Source organism: Methylocapsa sp. S129, from assembly GCF_009765995.1.
In the GTDB taxonomy this organism is placed as follows: Bacteria; Pseudomonadota; Alphaproteobacteria; order Rhizobiales; family Beijerinckiaceae; genus Roseiarcus.
In genome coordinates this window covers 361,848-385,013 of the sequence record NZ_LMUI01000059.1, presented here as the reverse complement: position 1 = coordinate 385,013, position 23,166 = coordinate 361,848, and the positions used below count along the sequence as shown (strand labels likewise).

Annotated in this window: 23 protein-coding genes and 1 pseudogene; 14 read left to right on the top strand and 10 right to left on the bottom strand. The window is 64.0% G+C overall.

Going from position 1 to position 23,166, the window contains the following annotated elements; genetic code table 11:
• The first annotated feature begins 149 nt into the window (after positions 1-149).
• Positions 150-722: a TetR/AcrR family transcriptional regulator gene (locus tag GSQ90_RS30390; protein ID WP_158818718.1), complete on the top strand. Its 573-nt coding sequence runs from the start codon at positions 150-152 to the stop codon at positions 720-722.
• 62 nt (positions 723-784) lie between these two features.
• The gene (locus tag GSQ90_RS30385; RefSeq protein WP_158818717.1) at positions 785-1,600 is read left to right on the top strand and encodes an SDR family oxidoreductase; all 816 of its coding nucleotides are present in this window, start codon (positions 785-787) and stop codon (positions 1,598-1,600) included.
• 6 nt (positions 1,601-1,606) lie between these two features.
• Here GSQ90_RS30385 and GSQ90_RS30380 read toward each other — a convergent pair whose 3' ends face one another.
• Positions 1,607-2,506 carry a LysR family transcriptional regulator gene (locus GSQ90_RS30380; protein ID WP_158818716.1) on the bottom strand — a complete coding sequence of 300 codons (900 nt, stop codon included), beginning with the start codon at positions 2,504-2,506 and terminating at the stop codon, positions 1,607-1,609.
• A 105-nt stretch (positions 2,507-2,611) separates the two neighbouring features.
• Between GSQ90_RS30380 and GSQ90_RS30375 the strand changes: the two genes are divergently transcribed.
• Positions 2,612-3,625: an NAD-dependent epimerase/dehydratase family protein gene (locus tag GSQ90_RS30375; protein ID WP_158818715.1), complete on the top strand. Its 1,014-nt coding sequence runs from the start codon at positions 2,612-2,614 to the stop codon at positions 3,623-3,625.
• A 43-nt stretch (positions 3,626-3,668) separates the two neighbouring features.
• On the opposite strand, the gene GSQ90_RS30370 is transcribed toward GSQ90_RS30375, so the two are convergent.
• From GSQ90_RS30370 to GSQ90_RS30355, 4 genes are all read right to left on the bottom strand, one after another.
• Positions 3,669-4,202: a VOC family protein gene (locus tag GSQ90_RS30370; protein ID WP_174247550.1), complete on the bottom strand. Its 534-nt coding sequence runs from the start codon at positions 4,200-4,202 to the stop codon at positions 3,669-3,671.
• A 158-nt stretch (positions 4,203-4,360) separates the two neighbouring features.
• Complete coding sequence (locus GSQ90_RS30365; protein WP_158818714.1) at positions 4,361-5,290, bottom strand: histone deacetylase family protein; 930 nt, start codon at positions 5,288-5,290, stop codon at positions 4,361-4,363.
• Positions 5,291-5,382: 92 nt separating this feature from the next.
• Positions 5,383-5,961: a DUF1254 domain-containing protein gene (locus GSQ90_RS30360; protein ID WP_158818713.1), complete on the bottom strand. Its 579-nt coding sequence runs from the start codon at positions 5,959-5,961 to the stop codon at positions 5,383-5,385.
• A complete protein-coding gene (locus tag GSQ90_RS30355; protein ID WP_158818712.1) occupies positions 5,958-6,530 on the bottom strand; it encodes a DUF1214 domain-containing protein in 573 nt (190 codons plus the stop codon). The genes GSQ90_RS30360 and GSQ90_RS30355 overlap by 4 nt, the downstream gene beginning before the upstream one ends.
• 478 nt (positions 6,531-7,008) lie before the next feature.
• On the opposite strand from GSQ90_RS30355, the gene GSQ90_RS30350 reads away from it, so the two are divergent.
• The gene (locus tag GSQ90_RS30350) at positions 7,009-8,220 is read left to right on the top strand and encodes an MFS transporter (protein WP_158818711.1); all 1,212 of its coding nucleotides are present in this window, start codon (positions 7,009-7,011) and stop codon (positions 8,218-8,220) included.
• Between the two features lie 87 nt (positions 8,221-8,307).
• On the opposite strand, the gene GSQ90_RS30345 is transcribed toward GSQ90_RS30350, so the two are convergent.
• Together GSQ90_RS30345 and GSQ90_RS30340 are read right to left on the bottom strand one after the other, a co-directional pair.
• Positions 8,308-9,012, bottom strand: coding sequence for a glutathione S-transferase N-terminal domain-containing protein (locus GSQ90_RS30345; RefSeq protein ID WP_158818710.1), 705 nt, complete (start codon positions 9,010-9,012; stop codon positions 8,308-8,310).
• A gap of 145 nt (positions 9,013-9,157) precedes the next feature.
• A complete protein-coding gene (locus GSQ90_RS30340) occupies positions 9,158-11,407 on the bottom strand; it encodes a transglycosylase domain-containing protein (RefSeq protein ID WP_158818709.1) in 2,250 nt (749 codons plus the stop codon).
• Positions 11,408-11,577: 170 nt separating this feature from the next.
• Between GSQ90_RS30340 and GSQ90_RS30335 the strand changes: the two genes are divergently transcribed.
• Positions 11,578-12,060, top strand: a complete 483-nt coding sequence (locus GSQ90_RS30335; RefSeq protein ID WP_158818708.1) for a YcgN family cysteine cluster protein — start codon at positions 11,578-11,580, stop codon at positions 12,058-12,060.
• A gap of 51 nt (positions 12,061-12,111) precedes the next feature.
• Here GSQ90_RS30335 and GSQ90_RS30330 read toward each other — a convergent pair whose 3' ends face one another.
• Both GSQ90_RS30330 and GSQ90_RS30325 read right to left on the bottom strand, forming a co-directional pair.
• Complete coding sequence (locus tag GSQ90_RS30330) at positions 12,112-13,644, bottom strand: porin (protein ID WP_158818707.1); 1,533 nt, start codon at positions 13,642-13,644, stop codon at positions 12,112-12,114.
• A 310-nt stretch (positions 13,645-13,954) separates the two neighbouring features.
• Positions 13,955-14,722 carry a trypsin-like serine protease gene (locus GSQ90_RS30325; RefSeq protein WP_158818706.1) on the bottom strand — a complete coding sequence of 256 codons (768 nt, stop codon included), beginning with the start codon at positions 14,720-14,722 and terminating at the stop codon, positions 13,955-13,957.
• A 315-nt stretch (positions 14,723-15,037) separates the two neighbouring features.
• Between GSQ90_RS30325 and GSQ90_RS30320 the strand changes: the two genes are divergently transcribed.
• The 8 genes from GSQ90_RS30320 (at position 15,038) to GSQ90_RS30285 (ending at position 22,238) form a co-directional block, all read left to right on the top strand.
• The gene (locus GSQ90_RS30320; RefSeq protein ID WP_158818705.1) at positions 15,038-15,415 is read left to right on the top strand and encodes a PepSY domain-containing protein; all 378 of its coding nucleotides are present in this window, start codon (positions 15,038-15,040) and stop codon (positions 15,413-15,415) included.
• Positions 15,416-15,421: 6 nt separating this feature from the next.
• On the top strand, positions 15,422-16,096 hold the full coding sequence (locus tag GSQ90_RS30315) for a response regulator transcription factor (RefSeq protein WP_158818704.1): 675 nt from the start codon (positions 15,422-15,424) through the stop codon (positions 16,094-16,096).
• Between the two features lie 45 nt (positions 16,097-16,141).
• Positions 16,142-17,527: an ATP-binding protein gene (locus tag GSQ90_RS30310; protein ID WP_158818703.1), complete on the top strand. Its 1,386-nt coding sequence runs from the start codon at positions 16,142-16,144 to the stop codon at positions 17,525-17,527.
• Between the two features lie 141 nt (positions 17,528-17,668).
• Positions 17,669-18,100, top strand: a complete 432-nt coding sequence (locus GSQ90_RS30305; protein WP_158818702.1) for a hypothetical protein — start codon at positions 17,669-17,671, stop codon at positions 18,098-18,100.
• Positions 18,101-18,239: 139 nt separating this feature from the next.
• The gene (gene ccmI, locus GSQ90_RS30300; protein ID WP_158818701.1) at positions 18,240-19,343 is read left to right on the top strand and encodes a c-type cytochrome biogenesis protein CcmI; all 1,104 of its coding nucleotides are present in this window, start codon (positions 18,240-18,242) and stop codon (positions 19,341-19,343) included.
• Between the two features lie 3 nt (positions 19,344-19,346).
• On the top strand, positions 19,347-19,793 hold the full coding sequence (ccmE, locus tag GSQ90_RS30295; RefSeq protein ID WP_158818700.1) for a cytochrome c maturation protein CcmE: 447 nt from the start codon (positions 19,347-19,349) through the stop codon (positions 19,791-19,793).
• Positions 19,790-21,769 carry a heme lyase CcmF/NrfE family subunit gene (locus GSQ90_RS30290; protein ID WP_158818699.1) on the top strand — a complete coding sequence of 660 codons (1,980 nt, stop codon included), beginning with the start codon at positions 19,790-19,792 and terminating at the stop codon, positions 21,767-21,769. Before ccmE ends, GSQ90_RS30290 begins: the two co-directional genes overlap by 4 nt.
• 4 nt (positions 21,770-21,773) lie before the next feature.
• Positions 21,774-22,238 (top strand): cytochrome c-type biogenesis protein, encoded by a 465-nt coding sequence (locus GSQ90_RS30285; protein WP_158818698.1) that lies wholly within the window; start codon positions 21,774-21,776, stop codon positions 22,236-22,238.
• A 218-nt stretch (positions 22,239-22,456) separates the two neighbouring features.
• On the opposite strand, the gene GSQ90_RS30280 is transcribed toward GSQ90_RS30285, so the two are convergent.
• Positions 22,457-22,831: a hypothetical protein gene (locus GSQ90_RS30280; RefSeq protein WP_158818697.1), complete on the bottom strand. Its 375-nt coding sequence runs from the start codon at positions 22,829-22,831 to the stop codon at positions 22,457-22,459.
• Positions 22,832-23,011: 180 nt separating this feature from the next.
• On the opposite strand from GSQ90_RS30280, the pseudogene GSQ90_RS30275 reads away from it, so the two are divergent.
• Positions 23,012-23,161 (top strand): annotated as a pseudogene (locus tag GSQ90_RS30275) (CopG family transcriptional regulator); the annotation flags it as partial.
• Positions 23,162-23,166 lie beyond the last annotated feature (5 nt).

Below are 23,166 nucleotides of genomic sequence, written 5' to 3'. Positions count from 1 at the left end.
TCCATACGGCCGATAGCCGCGGCAGGGTGTTTCCTTATGCCCTTCAGGCCCTTCGATCAGACGGCGTCGTCCGATCACGGCGGATGGGCCAATGAGGACTTTCAGATCGCCTTGACTCCGAATATATATTCATCTAAACGCAGGGGCGGATGAAACCTAAGGATGACGAGAAACTTCAGGCGATTGTCGATGCGACTTTCGGCCTTGTGGAAAAGGTCGGCCTCAGCGGATTGACGATGGCCGATATTGCGCGCGCCGCGGGCATCGCGACAGGAACCCTTTATGTCTATTATTCTTCAAAGGAAGAATTGATCAACGACCTCTACCGAAAGTCGAAGACGGCGACGGCGAACCGTCTTCTCAAGGGGTACGACGCCCGTCTTCCCTTTCGCAGGCGGGCGCGCACACTTTGGCGAAATTCGATGAGAAATCGCCTCGATCACTATGCGGAGGCCATATTCCAGCAGCAATATTCCAATTCGCAATGGCGCAGCGCGAGCAATCACGCTCTGTTTTCAAATCTGATGCAAGAGTGGCTGGATTTCCTTGAAGAGGGAAAGCGTCAGGAAATATTGAAGAATGCGCCGTCTTCGCTGATGACGGCGCTATTCATGGGTTCAACCCGCGAGACCGCTGAGCTTATACGCCGAAAGGATATTAAGTCCGACGAGCAAACCCTGGATATTGCTTTCGCTCTCTGCTGGGACGCCATCAAGGCATAAATGACACAGTCCAATGGCGCCCCTTGAATTGCTTGCTCTTTAACCGAATAAGGATTCGCTAAATGAAAACCGTTCTCATCACTGGCTGTTCTTCCGGCATCGGCGAAGCTTGCGCCCGACATTTCGCCGCTCAGGGCTGGAGCGTCGCGGCGACAATGCGCAATCCGGCGGCGGCCGCCCATCTCAAGGACATTCCAAACATCAAACTCCTCGCGCTCGATGTGACCGATAAGGCGTCGATCGCCAAAGCGGTTGCGGACGCTTTGGCCGCTTTCGGCCAGATCGACGCGCTCGTCAACAATGCCGGCTACGGCCTTTTCGGCCCCTTCGAATTGGCGTCCGACGAACTCATCGAACGACAGTTCAAGACCAATTTGTTCGGCCTGTTTGACGTCACGCGCGCGGTGCTTCCGACAATGCGCGAACAGCGCTCGGGCGTCATCGTCAATATTTCCTCGATCGGCGGGTTGACGACCTTTCCGCTGAATTCACTTTATCATGCGACCAAATACGCCGTGGTCGGCTTCTCGGAATCGCTGAATTTCGAGCTCGCGCCGTTTGGCGTTCGCGTGAAAGTCGTGGCGCCGGGCGGCGTCGCGACCGATTTCGGCGGACGTTCGCTCGCGCTCACTTTTAGCGGCGACGGCCAGCCTTATGCGGACGCTATCGCCAAGGTGGTCGCGGCTTTTCGCGCGCGGCAGAGCGCCCGTTCGACGAGCGAATATCTTGCCGAATGCATCTATGCGGCGGCCACGGATGGAACTCGAAAGACGCTCTATGTCGCCGGCGAGGACGCCGTCGCCCTGGTCGCCGCGCGCAAGACGATGACCGACGAGCAATATCTCGCGTTTACCGAGCAGCGCATGGGACTGGCCTGACCATGCTCACGACTGGGATCGCGCGACATATTCGGCCAGACCCGTCGCCAGATGATCCATCATCAGCCGCAATCGCCGGCTCGCGCGCAAATCCTCGTGCAGCGCGAGCCACATTTCCAGGCTGAAGCCGATCTCGCCCGGGAAGAGAGGGATGAGATCGGGATCGCGGCGCGCGACGCCGTGCTGGATGAAGCCGACGCCAAAGCCGGCGCGGATCGCTGCGATCTGCGCGAGGTCGCTGTCGGTGCGCAATGCGAAGGATTCGCGCGCGATCGGCATGCGGGTCAAAAGCTCGCGTAAGAAGGGCGTCTCCTGATCGAAGCCGATCAGCGCATGATCGCTTGTCAGCAGCGCCACGGCTGTCGCCGGCGCTGGGAAAGCCTCGAGATAAAGCCGATGGGCGTAAAGCCCGAGACCGACCGCGCCGATGCGCCGCGCCACCAGCGCCGCTTGGCTCGGGCGCACCATGCGCACGGCAATATCGGCCTCGCCTTGCAAGAGATCCTCGACGCGATTGGAGAGCGCGAGTTCGATGGTCACGGCGGGATTGGCGCGATGAAAACCGGCGAGCAGCGCGGGCAACACTTCGGCCCCGATGATTTCGCTCGCCGTGATGCGCACGGTTCCCGCGCTCTCGCGCGCCCCGCCGGAGGCGGCGCGCATCGTCGCGCTCGCCGCCGCCGCCATCGCCCGGGCGTGCGGGGAGATGTCGCGCGCGACATCGGTGGGTACCAGGCCGCGTTGCGAGCGGATGAACAAGGCGGCGCCCAGGTTATATTCGAGATCGGCGATCTGACGCCCGAGCGTCGGCTGGGTCAGCCCCAGCGCCCGCGCTGCGCCCGAAAGACTGCCCTCGTGCAAGACGGCGAGAAACGCGCGGTAATGGCTCCAGTCCGGCTCAGTCATACATATATGTATATCAACTGCATGATATTAGGCAATTCACGGATGGTTCGGGAAGAGGGATAGTCGACGTCAAAGTCGTTTGACCGGGCGCAAAGGAGATTCCTCATGTCCCAATCCAGCAAAAAGATCGCGCTCGTCATTGGCGCGGCGGGCGGCGTCGGCGGAGAAACGGCCGCCGCGCTCGTTCGTCACGGGTGGTCGGTGCGCGGCCTCACCCGTCGCCCGCAGCCGGCGAAGGCCGGCGTTGAATGGATACCCGGCGATGCGATGAACGCGGCCGATGTGCTGCGCGCCGCGCAAGGCGCTGGTCTGATCGTCCATGCCGCCAACCCGCCGGGCTATCGCAACTGGGCGACCCAGGTGCTGCCCATGGTCGACAATACGATCGCCGCCGCCAAAGCGGTCGGCGCGCGCATTGTGCTGCCGGGAACGATCTACAACTACGGTCCAGACGCCTTCCCCGTGCTGCGCGAAAACTCAGCCCAGCGTCCGACGACCCGCAAGGGCGCGATCCGGGTGGAGATGGAGAAGCGGCTGCAGGCCGCGGCCGGGGCGGGCGCGCCGGCGCTGATCGTGCGCGCGGGCGACTATTTTGGGCCGAACACGACCGGCAACAGCTTTTTCTCGGCAGCGATGGTGCAGCCGGGCGCGCCCGTCAAGCGGATCATCGATCCCGCGCGCCGCGGCGCCAGCCATGCCTGGGGCTATCTCCCCGATGTCGGCGAGACGATCGCGCGCCTGATGGATCGCGAGAGCGAGCTTGGCGATTTCGAAGTGTTTCATTTTGCCGGCCATCAATTGGCGCCGGGCGAAATGGCGGCGGCGATCCGTGCGGCGACGGGCAATCCTCGCCTGCGCGCCTGGCCCTTCCCCTGGCCGCTCGTCGTCGCACTGCAGCCCTTCGTACGGCTGTTCCATGAAATGGCGGAGATGCGCTACCTCTGGCGCGAGACGATTTCGCTCGACGGCGGCAAGCTCAAAGCTTTCCTCGGCGACGACTTGCCGGCGACGCCGCTCCATGCAGCGGTGCGCGAGACGCTTGTGGGACTGGGCTGCCTCAAAGAGGAGCGGGACGTGCGCCAGATCGGAATTCAGGCGCCAGTTTCACGCCGCGCCTGACGGGCGCGGCCGACGGAGACGACCGCCTGGCTCAGCCGCTGTCTTAAGCGCCTTCCTTCAGCAGCCCCTCGAGGTCAAGGCGGCGCGTATACATCTCGATACCGCCTTCGGCTGTTTTTGGCCATTCTTCGTGCGGACGGTCCCAATAGAGTTCGACGCCGTTTTCGTCGGGGTCGCGCAGATAGAGGGCTTCGCTGACGCCATGGTCGGAGGCGCCGTCCAGCGGGATTCCCGCTGTCGCCAGACGGCGCAACGCGTCGGCGAGCGCGGCGCGGGTCGGATAGAGAATGGCGAGGTGAAACAGTCCCGTGGTCCCGCGCGCGGGCGGCGATCCGCCGCGGCTTTCCCAGGTGTTGAGGCCGATATGGTGGTGATAGTCGCCCGCCGCGATGAACGCCGCTTCCGCGCCATAACGCGCCACCAGGGAGAAACCGAGCACGCCGCAGTAAAACGCCAAAGCCCGTTCGATGTTGGCGACTTTGAGGTGGACGTGGCCGATGCCGACCTTTGGATCGATCGGCCGCTTGAAAATCTCGGCGGCGGACGCGTCATAGGCTTTAGCGGGTGCGGTGGGCATTTTTGCTCCTGTTTCTCAAGAGGCGCTGGATCGGCGCGACGGGTTTACGCTGGCGGGGCGAAACGTCAAATAATGCGGCCGTCCCCAAATCGAAAGGCGGTTCGCCAATTATTCCCGCTGCGGGTGCGGTCGAGCAGGACTTCGGCGCGCATCGCCATTCACGCTCCCATCAAAGCGGCGACATGGGCGGCGACGGAGCGCGACAGGCCGTCAAGATCATAGCCGCCCTCGAGCAGGGAAACCACGCGCCCCTTGCAGCTTTTGTCCGCGATCGCCATCAGGCGCCGCGTCGCCCAGGAATAATCAGCCTCGACCAGATCGAGATGGCCGAGCGGATCGAGCCGGTGCGCGTCAAAGCCGGCCGAAATGACGATCAGGTCCGGGCTGAACGCCTCCAGGCGCGGCAGGATCGCGACTTCGAACGCCTCGCGGAACGCTTCGCAGCCATCGCCGGCGCGCAGCGGCGCATTGACGATCTGATTGTGTTCGCCGCGCTCACCCAAGGCTCCTGTGCCGGGATAAAGCGGCATTTCGTGGGTCGAGCCATACATCACATTTCGATCGTCCCAGAAGATATCCTGTGTGCCATTGCCGTGATGAACGTCGAAGTCGACGATCGCGACGCGCCCGGCGCCATGGGCCGCCTGGGCGTGGCGCGCCGCGATGGCGGCGCTGTTGAAAAAGCAAAAGCCCATTGGAGTCGCCCGTTCTGCATGATGGCCGGGCGGCCGCGTCGCGACAAAGGCGTTGGCGCGGCGCCCGCTCATCACTTCATCGACGGCGAAAGTCGCGCCGCCCGCTGCGTGCATCGCCGCTTCTAGCGTGCCGGGTGACATCGAAGTGTCGGCGTCGAGGCGGGTGAATCCTTCGCTCGGCGCCGCCTCCTCGATGGCTGCGACATAGGCTTCAGGATGCACGCGCAGCAACGCGGCGCGTGATACGCGGGGGGCCTGCGCGCGCGCCAGCGCCTGAAACGTCTCGTGCTCAAGCGCTTGCTCGATCGCGCGAATCCGGTCCGGTCGTTCAGGATGGCCCGCTCCCATTTGGTGGCCGTAGCTTGCAGGATGGGTCAAGAGAAGCGTTGTCACGTCAGCAGTATCCCGGCGGCGTTTGTCATCGAGCGGTCAGTCGCGCGAGCATCGCGCTAACGCGAACCCCTGTCCACAGGCTGTCGGCGCGATCATTCCGGGCTGGCCTCGGTCGCACAGTTCAGCGCGCGCACGGTGCTTTCCGCGCGCGGATAGAGGCTCGGTTGCTCGCTGAAGGAACGCATCGCCACAAAGCCCGCATTAGTGGGGGATACGATGCGCAATTCCTGCACAGGGACGTCCTCGTCGTCCTTGGCCGCCACCGCGCGCAATTGATCTTCGGTAAGCACCAGCGCCTCCAGCACGCCATGCGTCGCCGCTTTATCGGTGATCGCATAAAAGATGCTGCCGCGCCGCGTATGGAACGACAGCGAAGCAAAACCCGATGGGTCCGCCGGCGCCTTCACCCGCAACGGGCCGGCGCCGAGGTCGAAGCGGCAGAAAGCGCTGGCGACCGCGGGGTCGCCGTAAGGAAGCAGCCGCGCTTGCGGGCCTGGCTGCGCCAACAGGATCGTCGCATTGACCGGCCCAAGCTGACTCAATCGCGCAAAGGCGTCGCGCGAAGCATAGAGCGGAATGATGAGGATGGCGACAATATGCACCAGCGCGGCGATCATCGCCGCGCCAAGCGCGATCATCAGGATATCGGTCGCGCGCCGCTTGAGATTCACCGGCAGCTTTCCCTGGAAATACGCGGCATCGCGGTCTTCTCGATCGCCCCCGCCGTCGCGCTGACAGGCGAATCGTAAAGGCGAAGCGCCAAAGCAAAGCGGCCTTCGGATCCGATGGGCAGCCAATTGCCCGAATGCGCGCTTGCCGCAACCGCGATGACGAAACCGCCGTCGGCGTCGCGCACAATCTCGCTCGACCGAAATCCATAACGCGCCGCCGGATTTTCAACCGGAAAACCTTGTCGATCGACCAGGCTCAAGGTCCAGTAGCGGGCAGGGGGCGTCACACGACCGACAAGATAGGTGCAGCGTGAATTGAGCGCCGCGCCAGTGTCGTCCGCGCGCGCAATGAATTGCAGCCCTTCGCCTGCCGCCAGGGGAATTTCGCCGCTGCGCTCCAGACCAGCGCGGGTGTAGGGGTCGGCGTCGGGGGCGCCCGCCTTCTCCGACACCGTCCACGCGCCGATGGTCGTCGCGTCAAATCCGCGCCCGCTGCGCAAGCTCAGCGCCGTCGCCCACAGACCGAGAGCCAGACCGACGACGCAGGCGATGAGCGCTTTAATCAGCATATCCAAAACAAGGGGCCGATGAGGGTGTATTGAGGGCGCGGCAGATAAAGCGCGATGGCGTGCGCCCAAGTCAAGCGACGCGGCGCCGGCGGACTGTGGGTCGCAAGCCAGGCGGCCGCCGCCTTATTGCCGCGGGCGGTCTTAATGCCGCATGGCGATCTGAGACGCCCGTCGTTATACAGTGGCGCCTCGCAGCCTTCCTAAGCGCGATCCCGTGCGCGGGGGAATCGGAACCGATGCGCGATCGATCTGCTTTGCGGCCGGCGTGGTATGCGGCTCAAATCCGCGCCGAGGCCTGGGATAGGCGATGAACCGCGGCTAGGTTCGCTCGTTCAAACCGGTCGCCAGATTCTCGGCGAAGGCCAGCGGTCGGGCCGTCCTATCTTGTGTGGCGGGCGCTCGTTGCGCAGTTTCGGGAAGAACTGGCGCGGCGGCCAGGAAAAGATTCGCGATCATCGCGATGTGGAGTTGTTGCCTGATGACAATTGCGACCGCGGCGGCGGCAAAAAGCGGCGCCGCTGAAAAGCCCGTGTCAGCGGGGATGACGTTCCTGCTCGCCGCCGCCTGCGGCCTGACGGCGGCCAACATCTATTACGCGCAGCCTCTGATCGGTCTTATCGCGCCGGCCGTCGGGCTTGGCGAGACAGCCGCCAGTCTGATCGTCACCGTCACCCAGGTTGGCTACGGCATTGGCCTCGTGTTGCTCGTTCCGCTTGGCGATCTCGTCGAAAATCGCTCGCTGACATTCTGGACGCTCTGCGCCGCTGTCGTCGCGCTTTTGGCGGCCGCGTTCGCGCCCTCAGCGCCGATGTTTCTGGCCGCCGCTCTTCTGATCGGAATCGCCTCGGTCGCGGCGCAAATGCTGTTGCCGATCGCCGCCCATCTGGCGCCGGACGCGACGCGCGGCCGCACGATCGGCAATGTGATGAGCGGCTTGTTGCTGGGAATCATGCTCGCGCGCCCGATCTCCAGCCTGATCGCCGATGCTTTCGGATGGCGCGCGGTTTTCGGCGTGTCCGCCCTCGCCATTGCGGCTCTGGCCTTCGCTCTGCGCGGCCTGCTGCCGCGGCGGCGCCCAAAGGTCGATCATGGCTATGTCGCACTGATCGCATCGATGTGGGCGTTGCTGCGCGATACGCCGCTGCTGCGCCGTCGCGCGGCCTATCAAGCGGCGCTCTTTGCCGCGTTCAGTCTTTATTGGACGGCCGTTCCTCTCGAACTCGCCGGACCGACCTTCGGATTGAGCCAGCGGGGAATCGCGCTTTTTGCGCTCGCCGGGGCGGGCGGCGCTCTGTCCGCTCCCGTCGTCGGACGCATCGCCGATCGAGGCTGGGGCCGCGCTTCGACCGGCGTGTCGATGGCTGTCGTAGCGGTCGCCTTCCTGCTTGCCCGAATCGGCGGGCACGGATCGATGATCGCGCTATTGGCGGCCGGCATTCTGCTGGACGCGGGCGTCCAGGGCAATCAGGTTGTCGGTCAGCGCGTCATCTATGGGCTTGGCGCGGAAGCCCGGAGCCGATTGAACGGACTCTATATCGCGATATTTTTTGTGGGCGGCGCCGTCGGCTCGTCGATCGCGAGCCTCGCCTATACGCTGGGCGGCTGGGAGCGCGTGAGCTGGATCGGCCTCGCCTTTCCGCTGATCGCGCTGCTTCTCTTCGCGACCGAATTCCGGCGGCCGGCCGATTGATCGGCGAGCAAGAATAGGGCCTTGAATGCTGTGGGCGCAGCACGCTGACAGCGCGACGATAGGATGCGCGACCTGCGCCCAACGATTTTAAGGGCGTTTGGGGATTTCGAGCCCACGTTGCACGGCGGGCCGCGCCAGGCAGCGGTCCAGCCATGATGGGACGCGCTCCAGATCGTCGAATGCGACGAGATCGCGTGCGCCATAGAAGCCGATCAGATTGCGCACCCAGCCGAGCAGGGAGATGTCGGCGATCGTATATTCGTCGCCCATGATCCATCGCCGGCCATCGAGGCGCGTCTCGAGGACGCCGAGCAGGCGCTTGGATTCGGCCCTATAACGTTCAAGCGGGCGCTTGTCCTCGATCTCGCGGCCCGCGAATTTATAGAAATAACCGACCTGGCCGAACATCGGCCCCACGGCGGCCATCTGGAAGAACACCCATTGGATGGTCTCGTAGCGCGCCGCCGCGCCGCGCGGCAGAAGCAGGCCGGTTTTCTCGGCGAGATAGAGCAGGATCGCGCCAGATTCGAACAGGCCGAACGGCTTGCCGCCCGGTCCGTCGGGATCGATGATCGCCGGGATCTTGCCGTTCGGGTTCAGCGACAGGAATTCGGGGGTCCAGCTTTCATTCTTGCCGATGTCGATCGCATGCGGCTCATAAGGCAGTTCGATCTCTTCCAGCGCGATTGAGACCTTGACGCCATTGGGCGTCGGTACGGAATAGAGCTGAAGGCGCTCTGGATGTTGGGCCGGCCAGCGCGCGGCGATCGGAAAAGCGGAGAGAGAGGACATCCAAAACTCCATTGGGGTCGCGTGACGATTCCAGACAACGATAGACGGCCTTCCGCGATCTGCAACCTTCCAATACGGGCGCCGAGCCCACTTGTGTTGGCAATCCCGGTTTTTCAATAGGCCGCCTGGCGGCCGGCGGGCTCGTTTATGGTTGGCCGGCGCTCACGGCGGCGGGGCTCATTTGCGCGGCGACCGAGACCGGCGTCGTCAGCTCCGCGCTACGGCTCTTGTCCGTGCGCGCGAGATCCCCGATCTCTGCAAGCGCGCGCGCCGCGCGCGGCGACAATCCAATAATCGGCCGCGGAGCCGTCGCATCGGCCGCGCTGCCGGCCGCCGGCGCGGCGGCGATTTCGGGGGCTTTGGCGGGTCCGGGCGCGACGCCATAGGGCGGCTTTATGTCGAGCCCCTGGTGGGCGTAGATCATGATGTCGTGCCATGTCTGCGCGGGCAATATGCCGCCGGTCAAATTCTCCATCGGCGCATTGTCGTCATTGCCGAACCAGACGCTGCCGACGAGATTGCCGGTAAAGCCATTGAACCAGGCGTTGGTCGAGTTATTGGTCGTCCCGGTCTTTCCCGCCGCGACGATGCCTGGAATCTGGGCGGCGCGGCCGGTGCCCTCGGTCACGACATGGGTCATGATATTGTTCATTTCGGCGATCTTGTCGGCGGGGATCACCTGGAGGGGATCTGGCCCATTGGCCTCGTGCGTATATATCAGCGCGCCGGCCGAATTGCGGATTTCGATCGCGGCATAGGGCGTCGCGCGCCTGCCGCCATTGGCGAGCAGCGCATTGGCGCCGAACATGTCGATCATCTTGACCTCATCGGCGCCGACCGGCAGCGAGACGGTGTCGACAAGCGGCGTTGTGATGCCCATCTTGCGCGCCGTCTCGACGATCTTGCTGCGCCCGAGAGCCGCGATCTTGCCCAGGTGGTAGCTCTGTTTCGCCGGCCAATAGAACTCGCCGATCTTGATCGACATACGAATCGCCGCAGTGTTGAACGACTGCGCGAGCGCGGTGTAGATCGGCATCGAACCGCCGCTCTCTCCATCATAATTATGCACGCAATAATCGCCGATGCAGACGGCTGAAGCGTCGATTGGCGTATTGCCATGATATTTGCCCGTCAGCAGGGCGGTGAGATAGACGAAGATCTTGAATGACGAGCCGGGCTGGCGCAGCGCGTCGGTGGCGCGATTGAACTGGCTGGCGCCGTAATCGCGACCGCCAACCATCGCCCGCACGAGGCCATTGGTTTCCCCCACCACGGTGGCCGCCTGATGCGCGCGATAGGCCGGCGCCTTCACGCGCAGCATATCCTCGATCACGCTTTCGGCGTGAAGCTGTAGTCCCGTGTCGAGGCCGGTGCGCACCGTGAGCACGCGCTCATTGCCAAGCTTGCCCTCGTCGGCGAGCCCCTTGACCTCGTCATAAGCGAAATCGAGATACCAGTCCGGGCTGCCACGCGCGCTATGATCGACCGGCGTCGCCGGATTGCGGCGCGCCGCATAGACTTGCCCTTCGGTCATGAAGCCCGCATCGACGAGGTTACTCAACACGTCGTTGGCGCGCGCGCGGGCGGCCGGCAAATTCACCTCGGGCGAATATTTCGTCGGCGCCTTGAACAGGCCAGCCAGCATCGCCGATTGGGCGAGATCGATGTCCCTGGCCGACTTGCCGAAGTAAAATTGCGCCGCCGCCTGTACGCCGAAAGCGCCGCCGCCCATATAGGCGCGATCGAGATAGAGCTTGAGAATTTCCCTCTTGGTGAGGTGATGTTCGAGCCAGAGCGCGAGATAGGCCTCTTTGACCTTGCGATCGAGAGAGCGCTCATTGGTCAGGAACAGGTTCTTGGCGAGCTGCTGGGTGATCGACGAGCCGCCCTGGACGACGCCGGAGGCGCGTGCGTTGACGGTCAGCGCGCGCAACGTGCCGACGACATCGATGCCAAAATGGCTGAAGAAGCGGCGGTCCTCGGTGGCCAGGACGGCCTTGATGAAATGATCAGGCAATTGCTCCAGAGGAATCGAATCGTCATGCTTGATGCCGCGGCGTCCGACTTCAACGCCATAGCGATCGAGGAAAGTGACCGCGAGATCCTCGCGTTTCAACCAATCCTCGTCGCTGGTCTCGCGAAAGGCGGGCAGGGCGAGCGCGAGCGCGACAAGCGCGCCGGCCAGACCCAGGGTCAGGCCTTCGCAGGCCATTTCGACGGCGAACTTCCCAAACCCCGAAACGTGGAAGCGATCGAGAAAAGCGGAATAGGACGTATAGGCGGCGATAGCGCGGCGCTTGCCGTTAAAAAGCGACGAATCGATAAACGCGTCCAGGGCGAGAAACGCTCGCCCGATGATTTCGACAAAGACCGCTGTTTTCGATTTTTTCGACACTGGCTTCCTGCGCGCCCTCTCCCTGGGTCTCAAACTACCATATAATTGAACCTGTGCGGTTTTTGCAGGGCCGGCTGGCCGATGAGCGTCCGCGGCGGCGCTGTGTTATGGCTTTTGGCGCGATGCGGCCGGCAGAATTCCTCTGGCGCAGATTTCATGAGGCTGAGCCGATGACGAGCCTACCGGCCGATCCAGTACCGTTCTGGCGCGCCAAGACCCTTGAGGACATGTCGACACGGGAATGGGAGAGCCTTTGCGACGGGTGCGGGCGCTGTTGCCTCGTCAAGCTCGAAGACGAGGACAGCGGCGAGATTCATTTCACCGATATCGGCTGCAAGCTGCTCGATGGCGAAAGCTGTCGCTGCACGGATTATTCCCATCGGCGCCGGCGGGTGCGCGATTGCGTCAAACTGACGCCCGAGGCGGTGCGCTCCTTGTCCTGGCTGCCGGTGACCTGCGCCTATCGCGTTGTCGCGGAGGGGCGGGATCTCGCCTGGTGGCATCCGCTGGTGTCAGGTTCGGATCAGACCGTCCATGACGCCGGCGTGTCTGTGCGCGGGCGCGTCAGCGCCAGCGAGGAGGACGTGCCTGTCGAGCTTTGGCCCGACCGCATCGTCAAATGGCCGAACCGGCCCGTGCGACGACGCAAATAAAAGCCCCGGGCGCAAGGCCCGGGGCTGTGTTGGAAGGAAAAGCCGGTTCGTTCAGAAGGTCAGGCGCAGGCCGGCGGTCGGAGCGATGTTGGTGGTGTGGAAAAAGCCGCTCGCGAGGCCGCCGGTAACCTGCGAGAACATCACGCCGGCATAGACGTCAAGACGCTTGAACGGGCGCCAATCGAGCAGGGCGGACTCGGCGTTTTCGTGGCCGGCGCAATAGGTGTTCGTCGCCCCCTGAAGCTGCTGGAATCCCGTCGCGGCGGACGGCTTCGTGGTGTTGGGCGCGCAGGCGGCCGCCCGAGCCGTCGGTGTGATCACGGTAGACGGGAAGAAATTATTTTGCTCGGCGTAATAATAAGCGCCGGTTATATCGAGGTCCGGACGGATCGAATACGTCGCGCCGAGCCATGCGACCTGCAATATCTTGTTATTGCTGTAAGAGGTAATGCTTACGTTCGCGGCGCCTGGAAGCACGTCGTAACCTCCAAGCGTTGAAAACCCGTTCGCGACGGCATTGGCCGCGTAGGAATCGGTCGGGTTCGAATAGCGTGCATATTCGTATCCGCCAAACGCCTTGAACGGTCCATTGACATATTTGAGGCCAATAATCCCCGCGTTGATGTCAGCAAGCGTCGCCTTCAGGTCGTCTACGGTGGCGCCTTTGGGAAGCGCGCCGAAGCTGTAAGTGCCGAGCGAGACGGCATCTTTCGCATAGCTGTAGACCGCGTCGACCGAGAAGCCGGCGTAATCGGCGCCGAGGTCAAACTGATAGGCGCCGTCCGAGCCGTTGCCCTGTTCATAGCCGCCGAACTGCCAAGCCGCGGCGGCGCGGAAATTGTTGTAGGCGACTTGATACTTGACCGAGGTGTTGTAGCGGGAGGTCTCGGTGTCGCCCAAGCCGCTGGCGAGCGACGACGAGAAGCCGATCAAGGAAAACGCGTAGGAGCCGCCCATCGGATCGTAAACAGTCACCAGGTCGTTGGACAGGGCAGTTTCGCGACCGGCGGTCAGCGTGCCGAACGTGCTGCTGCTGATTCCCAAATAACCGCGCGTATTGTCCCATTGACCTGCCCGACTCGAGTCGGAATTGGTATTTTGGCCGATAAGCGGCGTGTTGTTGTTTTCGACCAGCGACCTTGGTCCGTTGGAGAGTTGCAACGAATAAGGATCAAAACTCGTATTCGCGTCGAAGACAAACGCCCATCCGGGCGCGAATTCCTCCCTGCCCTTGATGCCGATGTTGGATTGGCTCAGGCCGTTGGGAACCAATTGAAACGCCGCCCCCTGGTTGGTCTTGGATATGACCGAGAAGACGCCGTTATTGTAAGATGGGTTGAACTTGGAGGCGTGCTCGGCCCAGCCTCCGCCCACATCAATCACGCCATAAGCAGTTATGCCCATATAGGTCAGCGGGCAGTCTTGCGCGCTCGCGTTGAAGTAGTCGTAAAAGCTGGCGAAGCAGGAATGAGTAGGCGGGGGCGCCGCAGGCGCCTTTGTGGTCGGGAGGTCTGCCGATTGGGCGCCGCCTGCAAGGGCGAGCGCTATTGCCGAGCCCCCAAGAATTGAACCAAATATTTTCATTATACGCCCCCGGTTCAGGGCGGCGGCGCTGACGCTTTGAGGCGCCGTCTGGTCATCCGCCGTCCTGAATTTCTGTCGGCGCGACAAGAGCGCCAGTAACCAATTGTGGCACGCCGCCACAATTAGATCAATAGTAATTCTACTTATTTAATAGAGATAGATCGGATAGTGCAAAAAAAACCGTGCTATCCGCCCGCGGCGCCCGCTTCTACAAGCGGAGCATGATGATCCAGATTTTCTCAAATTCGACCTGGAGGCGTCACCAGGCTATCGGGGGCTGCCGGTCGCCAAAATGAACGTCCGATGGAGCCTACAAACCCCATCGTTTGAGCACGCCATCGATCCAGGCGCGCTGCGGAGCGATGAGCGGGCCCTGGGTGACGGCGCCGCAATGTACTCCCCTGTTCGGTCCCGCCGACCAGGTCGTGATGGCCAGCACCTTTGCGCCGTCGCCTGACAAAATGGGACCGCCCGAATCGCCGCTGCAGGCCCCCGCGCCTGCGCCGTTAGGGTCCTCCGCCCAAAGCAGGATCGCCGAAAGCGGCGCCCGCACTTGCAGCGCGGCGCTGCGAAGCACGCCGCCGCTCGTTCCCTCGCCTTCGCGTCCAAGCCCATAACCCACAACCCGTACCGATTGCCCCACCGCGACCGCGCCGGCCTCGTCCAGTTCGGCGGCCGAAAAACGCGCGTCGAGCGGCGCTTGCGTCTCGACAAGGGCAAGATCGATCGAGACGACGCGTTTGCTCAGGGCATCGGCGCGAAAGCCGGGATGAACGGCGACGGCCCGGACCTCGACGATCTCCGGGCGCCCCGTGTCGTCCTTATAGTGGATGCGCATGTCTTTGATCGGCGCGACGCAATGGGCGGCCGTTAGCACGACTTGCGGCGCCAAGACGACGCCTGTGCAAAAGCCCGCTCGGTCGCCGCCGCGTTTGAGCACCATCACGACATGGGCGGCGAAGCTTTGATCCTCGCTCGCCGGTCCGACAAGGGCGAGAGCGGGCAAACTGATTGCACAGATTCCGGCGCAGAGGAGAAGCCAGAAAGGGAGCCGGCGCCGCCATTGCGTCTTGATCATGAGATTGCGCTTTCCCGCCTGCATGGCGTCCAGCGTTAGCGCGCGGGCCAAGCCCAAGGCAAGAGCCGGCTCGCCAGCAATCCAGTTTCGGATTATTCCGAGCTTCGGCGATGAGAGCGCGGACCCAGAAAGGATCAAGACAAGTTGATGTCTTGATCTGAAAACGGCCTTGCGGTCGAAGTCGGTTTGAAGCGTGAATGCGCGCGGGGGTGGAAATGTCCGTCAACTGGCTTCACGACATTGGCCCGTGGCCAGGTTATGGGCGCGGGCTGACCATTCATTCGTCGTTCAGGCGGGGCGGGTGAGGGTCCGGGCATGGCGCGAAAGTCTATTCCTCCGATCGTCTTGGCGCTTGGCGCCCTCATCTGCGCGCCGGCGATCGCGCCCGTGCGCGCCCAGGCGCCCCCGGCGGTGAAAGCCGTTTGCCTGGCGACCAGCGAAACGCGCGAAGAGATCAAATCGCACCATCTGCTGGAGCCGTTCGTCGTGCTCAAGAGCGCGGCCGTGGCCATCTCGTCGCCAAAGAACAAGGCCGAGGCTCTGTCGGCCAAGCTTTGCCGGCTTGGCGACGAATATGTCTATGAAATCGCTTTGTTGCATCATGACGGTCGGTTGGTGCATGTCGTCATGAGCGCCGTGACCGGCAAAGTCGTGAATACGCGCATTTCGCGCGAAGCGCCGCCGAGGACCTGAACGAATATGCGTCTGCTCGTCGTGGAAGACGACCGCGATCTCAATCGACAGATCGTGACGGCCCTCGAAAATGCGGGTTACGCCGTCGATCGAGCGCTGGACGGCGAAGAGGGGTGGTTTTTGGGCGATACCGAGCCCTATGACGCGGTCGTTCTCGACATTGGCCTGCCCAAGCGCGATGGCGTCGCGGTCCTCGAAGCCTGGCGCCGGGCCGGGCGAACGATGCCCGTGCTGATTCTGACCGCTCGCGATCGATGGAGCGACAAGGTTCAGGGCTTCGACGCGGGCGCTGACGATTATGTCGCCAAACCTTTCCATATGGAGGAAGTGCTGGCGCGCCTCAGAGCGCTGCTGCGCCGCGCCGCCGGCCATGCGACGAGCGAACTTGTCGCCGGTCCGGTGCGCCTCGATGCGCGCGCGGGGCGCGTCACGGTCGAAGGCGTCGTCGTCAAACTCACCTCGCACGAATATCGCCTTCTGTCCTATCTCATGCATCATGCTGGGCGGATCGTGTCCCGCACCGAGATCGTCGAGCATCTCTACGATCAGGACTTCGACCGCGACTCCAACACGATCGAGGTTTTCGTCGGCCGGTTGCGCAAGAAGCTCGGGGTCGACATTATCCAGACCCTGCGTGGACTTGGTTATCTCATTGGCGTCGAGGGGGAACCGGCTCGCTGAGGCGAAACCGAATGCGTGAGCGTCTCGGCTTGTGGATATCGCAAAATGCTTAAGGCGCTGAATGCGCAATCGATCGCGGCGCGCCTGTTCCTGTCGGCGGCGTTCCTGAGCGCGACGATTCTCGTGGTCGCGGGTCTTGGCCTGACCGCGGTTCATGCGCGCTCGACGGAGGCCGCGTTCGACGAACAACTGGAGGTCTATCTGAAGGCGCTCGTCGCCCAGGTCGCCTCCAACGGCGAGGAGGCGCTCAGCGGGCCCGGACAATTTATCGGCCCCCAATTCGAACTGGCGCGCTCGGGCTGGTATTGGCAAGTCACGCGGCTCGATTCGCAGCCGGCCGACATCAAGAGTTCGCGCTCGCTTTTTGCGGCGCAATTGCCCCGCGTCGACGCCGCCGCGGCCAATCCCGAATCAGGCGCCGTGCGCAGCGGCTATGTCACCGGCCCCGACGAGCGGAGCCTGCGCCTGATCGAGCGCGTCATCGATGCGGGCGATGAAGGACGCTATCTCATTCAGGTCGCGGGCAATTCCGAAGAGATCGAGGCGGAAATCAGCGATTTTGAATATACGCTGGGCGCGACCTTCGTGGTGTTGCTTGCCGCCATTCTCGGCTCGATGGCGTTGGCGGTCCGTTTCGGGCTTCGCCCGCTGCGCGAGCTGCGCGAGGGCGTCGCCGCGATCAGGCGAGGCGAAGCCGAGCATATCAGCGGCGATTTCCCGCAGGACATTTCGCCGCTCGCCGCCGAGGTCAATCTGCTGCTCGACGCCAATCGCGAGGTCGTCGACCGGGCGCGCACGCAGGTGGGCAATCTCGCGCATGCGCTGAAAACGCCGCTCAGCGTCATCCTGAACGAAGCGGACGCCGGCAGCCCCACGCTCGCCGAAAAGGTCAAGGAGCAGGCGGAGGTCATGCGCCGTCAGGTGACTTTCTATCTCGACCGGGCGCGGGCGGCGGCGCGGGCGGGGTCGATCGGCTCGGCGACCGAGGTCAGGCCGGTGATCGAGGGCCTCACCCGAGCATTCGACAAAGTCTATGCCGAACGCGCGCTGACCTTCGCGATTCATGCGTCCGACGGCCTGCGCTTTCGCGGCGAAGCGCAGGATCTGAACGATCTCATCGGCAATCTCCTCGACAATGCCGGCAAATGGGCGCGCGCGCGCGTCGATATATCCGCTGCGCGCGATCCCAATCTCGATTCTGGCGGCCGCGCCTATTTCATTACGCGGATCGATGACGACGGGCCGGGCCTTGACCCGCAGGCGCGGACCGCCGCGCTGCGCCGCGGCCAGAAGCTTGATGAATCGAGGCCGGGCTCGGGCCTTGGTCTGTCGATCATCGTCGATCTCGCGCAAATCTATGGCGGCTCGCTGCTGCTCGAGGACAGTCCGCTCGGCGGCCTGCGAGCCACCCTGCGCCTGCCGGCGCTGTGAGCGCGCTATGAACTTGGCGTCGCCCAAAAATGCGGGTCACGGAGGTTGCGGCGCGGCGCGCGAGACCGTAAATGCGTCTGCGGCGGGGCGCCCAAGCGATCCCGTCTCCGCCTTAGGCTTTGACTCATTGAGGGCTTTCTCATGAACCGCGCCCTATCGATCGCCATTTGCGGCATTGGCGTCCTCTTGATCGGGGGCTGTTCGGGCGGCGGCTCCCTATTGGGCTCGGGCGCAGCGACCACCCCAGCGGTCTCGGCGCCGGCCGCTCCCGCTCCTTTGCCCACTGGCGCGGCTCTGGGCGGCATTCTTGGCGGGCCTGTCGGCGCTCAGCTTGACGAAGCCGACAGGCAGACGGCCTATGACGCGCAGGTCGCCGCGCTGGACGCCGGCGAGCGGCGCACATGGCGCGGCGCGCATGGCGCCTTTGGCTATGTAGAGCCTGGTCCCGGCGCCGACAGCGCCCAGGGCTTTTGCCGGAGCTACGCGCAGACGATCTATATCGCCGGGCGCCCGCAACGCGGCCATGGCCTCGGTTGTCGCCAGTCGGACGGTGCGTGGCGGATGGCGGGCTGAGCGCGCGAGCCCGAGAGTAGCTTTTTAGCATCACTAAAACTCTGCTGCGCCGCCGGGATGCGGCAAGCGAGGAAATTTCGCCTTGCCATCGCCATCGTCATGATGTTCTCAGGGCGGGTTCGTTCAAAGGCCAATTGAAATGCTGTGGGTCGCCTTCGCCTTGATGACCGGCGCCGCTATTTTGTGCGCGCTCTGGCCATTGTCGCGTCGGCGCTCCGGCCCCGAAGGACAAGCGCGCGCCATTGCTTTCCACAAGGCGCAACTCGCCGAGATCGATCGCGACGTCGAGCGTGGGCAATTGCCGCCGAGCGAGGCGGCGGGTGCCCGCGCGGAGGCGGCGCGCCGGCTCATCGCCGCGAGCGACGTGGCCAAAACCACGGCGGGCGCAGGAGACGGGCGCGCGTCCCTGCGCGCGCGCGCGGCCGTCGTCATCGTCTTCGTCGCCATTCCCTTGGTGACATTCGGCCTCTACCTCAAGCTTGGCAGCCCCAATCTGCCGGACCAGCCGATCCTCGCGCGCGCCGGCGCTGCTGGGAACGGCGACCTTGGAGCCGCGCTTGCCAAGATCGAAGCGCATCTGATCGCTGACCCTAACGATGGTCGCGGCTTCAAGGTCATCGCCCCGGTCTATATGCGTCTGGGGCGCTTCGATGATGCGGCGAAAGCCTTTGGCGAAGCTTTGCGCTTGCTCGGCGAAGACGCGCCGATGCGCGCCGATTATGGCGAGGCGCTGACCGCCGCCGCCGGCGGAATCGTGACCGCGCAAGCCCGCGCCGCCTTCGAGCAGGCTTTGACCGATCGGGGCGATCTGCCCAAGGCGCGCTATTATATCGGCCTCGCCGCCGAGCAGGACGGGGATAAGCCGAAGGCGACCGCCATCTATCAGAAGCTGCTGGCGGACGGGCCGGCTGGCGCGCCCTGGCTCGCCAACGTGCGCGAGCGTCTGGCCGGCCTTGAGGCCGCGCCCGCGGCGCCGGGCGGCGAAGCGGCGGCGATCGCCGCGCTTGATCCCGCCGCTCAGCAATCGGCCATTCGCGGCATGGTGGAGCGGCTCGCCGAGCGACTTGCGCAAAACGGCGACGACGCGCAGGGATGGCTGCGCCTTATTCGCGCCTATGGCGTCCTCCATGAAACGGATAAAGCGAGGGATGCGCTGGTCCAGGCGCGCAAGGCGATGACAGGCAATGAAACGGCAGGCCGCGATCTTGACGCGCTGGCGCGGGAGTTCGGGCTTGGGAGCTGAAGTTTGACGCGCAAGGGCAGACGTCTCACGCTGATCGGCGCCGCGCTCGCCATCATCGCCTTTGCGGCGGCGCTGGCGCTCTATGCGCTCAGCGACAGCATCGTGTTCTTTTACGGTCCGACCGAAGTTCTGCAAAAGAATCCCACGCCGGGGACGCGTCTGCGCATCGGCGGTCTCGTCAAGGCGGGCTCGCTGGTTAAAACTGAGGATCAAAAGGCCGCTTTCACGATCACCGACAATGCCAATAATGTCGCCGTCACCTATCAAGGGCTGCTGCCGGATCTGTTTCGCGAAGGGCAGGGGGTTGTGGCCGAAGGCGTGCTGGAGGCGCCGGGCCGCTTCCATGCCGATACGGTGCTCGCCAAACATGACGAGCGCTATATGCCGCGCGAAGTGGTCGACGCCCTGAAGAAACAGGGCCGCTGGCAAGAAGGTGAAGCCAAGCCATGATCGTCGAGATCGGACATTACGCTTTGACCCTCGCGCTCGCTCTGGCGCTGGTGCAGGCGATCGTGCCGCTCTGGGGAACGCTGCGGGGCGACGAAGGCCTGGCCTCCGTCGGGCAATCCTGCGCTTTGGGTCAGTTCGTCGCGATCGCGCTGTCGTTCGGCGCGCTGGTCCAGGCGCATCTGGCGTCCGATTTCTCGGTGCTCAACGTCGCCGAGAATTCGCATAGCGCCGTGCCGACGATTTACAAAATCTCCGGCGTCTGGGGCAACCATGAGGGCTCGATGCTGCTCTGGGTTCTCATCCTCGCCTTCTTTGGCGCCTTGGTCGCCGGCCTTGGGCGCGGCCTGCCGCTCATTCTGCGCGCCAATGTGCTGGCTGTGCAGGGCTTCATTTCGGCCGCCTTCCTCGCGTTCATTCTGCTGACGTCGAACCCTTTCGCGCGCCTGTCGCCGGCGCCGTTCGAGGGGCGCGATCTCAATCCCGTCCTGCAGGATCTTGGCCTCGCCATCCATCCGCCGCTGCTCTATCTCGGCTATGTCGGCTTCTCGATCGTTTTCTCCTTCGCGGCGGCGGCCCTGATCGAGGGACGCATCGACGCCGCCTGGGCGCGCTTCGTGCGGCCCTTCGCATTGGTCGCCTGGTGTTTCCTCACGCTCGGCATCGCGATGGGCTCCTATTGGGCCTATTACACCTTGGGCTGGGGCGGCTTCTGGTTCTGGGATCCGGTCGAGAACGCCTCGCTGATGCCCTGGCTCGCCGGCACCGCCTTCGTGCATTCGGTCGCCGTGATGGAAAAGCGCGACGCGTTGAAAGTCTGGACGATCTTTCTGGCGATCCTCGCCTTTTCATTCTCGCTGCTCGGTACTTTCCTGGTGCGCTCGGGCGTGCTGACTTCGGTCCATGCTTTCGCCAGCGATCCCTCGCGCGGCGTGTTCATTCTTGCGATCCTCGCGCTCTTCATCGGCGGCGCGCTGGCTCTGTTCGCCTGGCGCGCGCCGATGCTCAAGCGCGGCGGCCTGTTCGCGCCGATCTCGCGCGAGGGCGCGCTCGTCCTCAACAATCTGCTGCTGACGACGACCTGCGCCGGCGTGCTGATCGGCACGCTCTATCCCTTGGCGCTCGAGCAATTGACCGGCGAAAAAATCACCGTCGGCGCGCCTTTCTTCAACATGACCTGCGGCGTGCTGCTGCTGATGCTGTGCGTTGTCGTGCCGTTCGGCCAGTCGCTCGCCTGGAAGCGCGGCGATCTGCTGGGCGTCGCGCAACGCCTCAGCGTCGCGGCGGCGATCGGGCTTTGCATCTTCATCGCTCTCTTCGCGACGCTACGCGGCGGCCCGGTATTGGCGCCGATCGCAGCGGGCCTCGCAATCTATATTATCCTGGGCTCGCTCAGCGAAATAGCCGCGCGCGTCTGGCGGCGCGGCGCGTCGCTCGGCGTATTGTTCTCCCGTGCGCGCGGCCTGCCGCTGTCGGCATGGGGCAGCGCGCTGGCTCATATCGGCGTCGGCGTCACGCTGCTTGGGCTGGCCGCGACCGCATTCGGCGCCGAGACGATCGCCAGCATGCGCGTCGGCGAGCCGCAGAACGTCGGACCCTATCAGGTGACGTTTCAATCGGTCGCCTCCCGTCCCGGCCCCAATTACAGCGAAGTGGTCGCCAAAGCCGACATCCGTTCGGGCGGAACAATCGTCGCCTCGGTCGAGCCGGCCAAGCGTTTCTTTTCGGCGCGCCAGACATCGACGACGCAGGCGGGCATTGCGACGCTTTGGTTCGGCCAGCTTTATATCTCGATCGGCGATCAGACTGGCGACGGCGCCGTCGCGGCGCGGCTCTACTGGAAGCCGCTGGTGACCTTCATCTGGCTGGGCGCCTGTTTGATGGCGTTTGGCGGCGCGCTCTCGCTCGCCGATCGGCGTCTGCGCATCGGCGCCCCGGCGCCCGCGCGGAGCGGCTCGCCAGCGATAGCGGCGCGTTGAAACGATGAAGCGCGCGCGGCTCGCCCTTCTTTTCGTCCTGATGATCGCAGCGCCTCTCGCCCATGCCGTGCAGCCCGACGAAGTGCTGCGCGATCCCGCGCTGGAAGCGCGCGCGCGGACGCTTTCGGCGGAGCTGCGCTGCATGGTCTGCCAGAACCAGTCGATCGACGATTCCGACGCGCCGCTGGCGCGCGACATCCGCCTGTTGATCCGCGACCGCATCGCCAAGGGCGAGAGCAATGAGGCGGTGCGCGGCTTTCTTGTCTCTCGCTACGGCGATTTCATCCTGCTCAACCCGCCGTTCAAACCGGAGACCTTGCTGCTGTGGGCCGGCGCGCCGCTGGCGCTGATCCTGGGCGCGCTCGCCCTATGGCGCGCGGCGCGGCGCCGGGAAGAGGCGGCGCCGGCATTGAGCCCAGCCGAGGAGGCGCGGCTGGCGGCGATCGCGGAGGAGGGCGAACGGGGCTGAAGGGGGAGCGGTCGCCGCTTGCATGACGGCCAACGACTTTAGTCCCGCGAATCGAGCTTTTCCAACGGCTTGCAAGGCGGTTTAGTTTCCCGCCGTCTCGCATGCGTCCTGCGCGACGGTCAGTTTCGGGGCCGCTTCGGGCGCGGGCAGGGCATGCGGCGTGGGAGCCGCTTGCGCAGGCGAAAGCCCTGCTCTGGCGCTCGGCGGTGGCGCATTCTTCATTCGTGATAGCGGTCGAGCTGTTCGACGGTCTTGAGATAGCGATCGACAGCCCCAAGCTTGCCCTTGATCATATACGCGTTGGCCACGCTCAGCACATGGTTGAGACGTGCGATCTGCAACTGCGCGAATTGCTCCGGCGGGTCGATGTCGCGCGCGCTGAGCGCTTCGGCGACGATTCTTCTCACCCATTGAACCGAACAATTTTCCTCGCGCGCAATGGCCAGATAGGAGGCGCCTTCGACCAGCCGCTCGAAAATGCGCTCCTTGCGCAAGGCGGCCTCTTTGCGCCCGGCGCGCAGCTTTTCGCGCGGGCCGCCGGCGGCGTCAGGATCGGTCGGGGAGGGCTTAGATTCGAGATCGGGCTCGGACATAGGGGCTGTTCCTGAAAAAGAGGTTGTGCGGGTCGGACGCATGATGGGCGATTATAACGAGTATTCTCTTTTTCAGAAAGATTTTGTTTTATAAAAAGAGATGGAGCAGCCTTTGTCAGGCATGACATGGCGGGTTGATTGATGTGTGATGTCTGATGGTTGATGTTTTTGGAGACTCGCTTGCGCACGACGCTCGCTATTGACGACGATGTCCTGGCGGCCGCCAAAAGTCTGGCGTCCCAACAGCGCAAGAGCCTGGGCGAAGTGATCTCGGATCTGGCGCGACAGGCGTTGCGGCCTGACGCGCCGCGCGGCGACACCCGCAATGTTGTCTG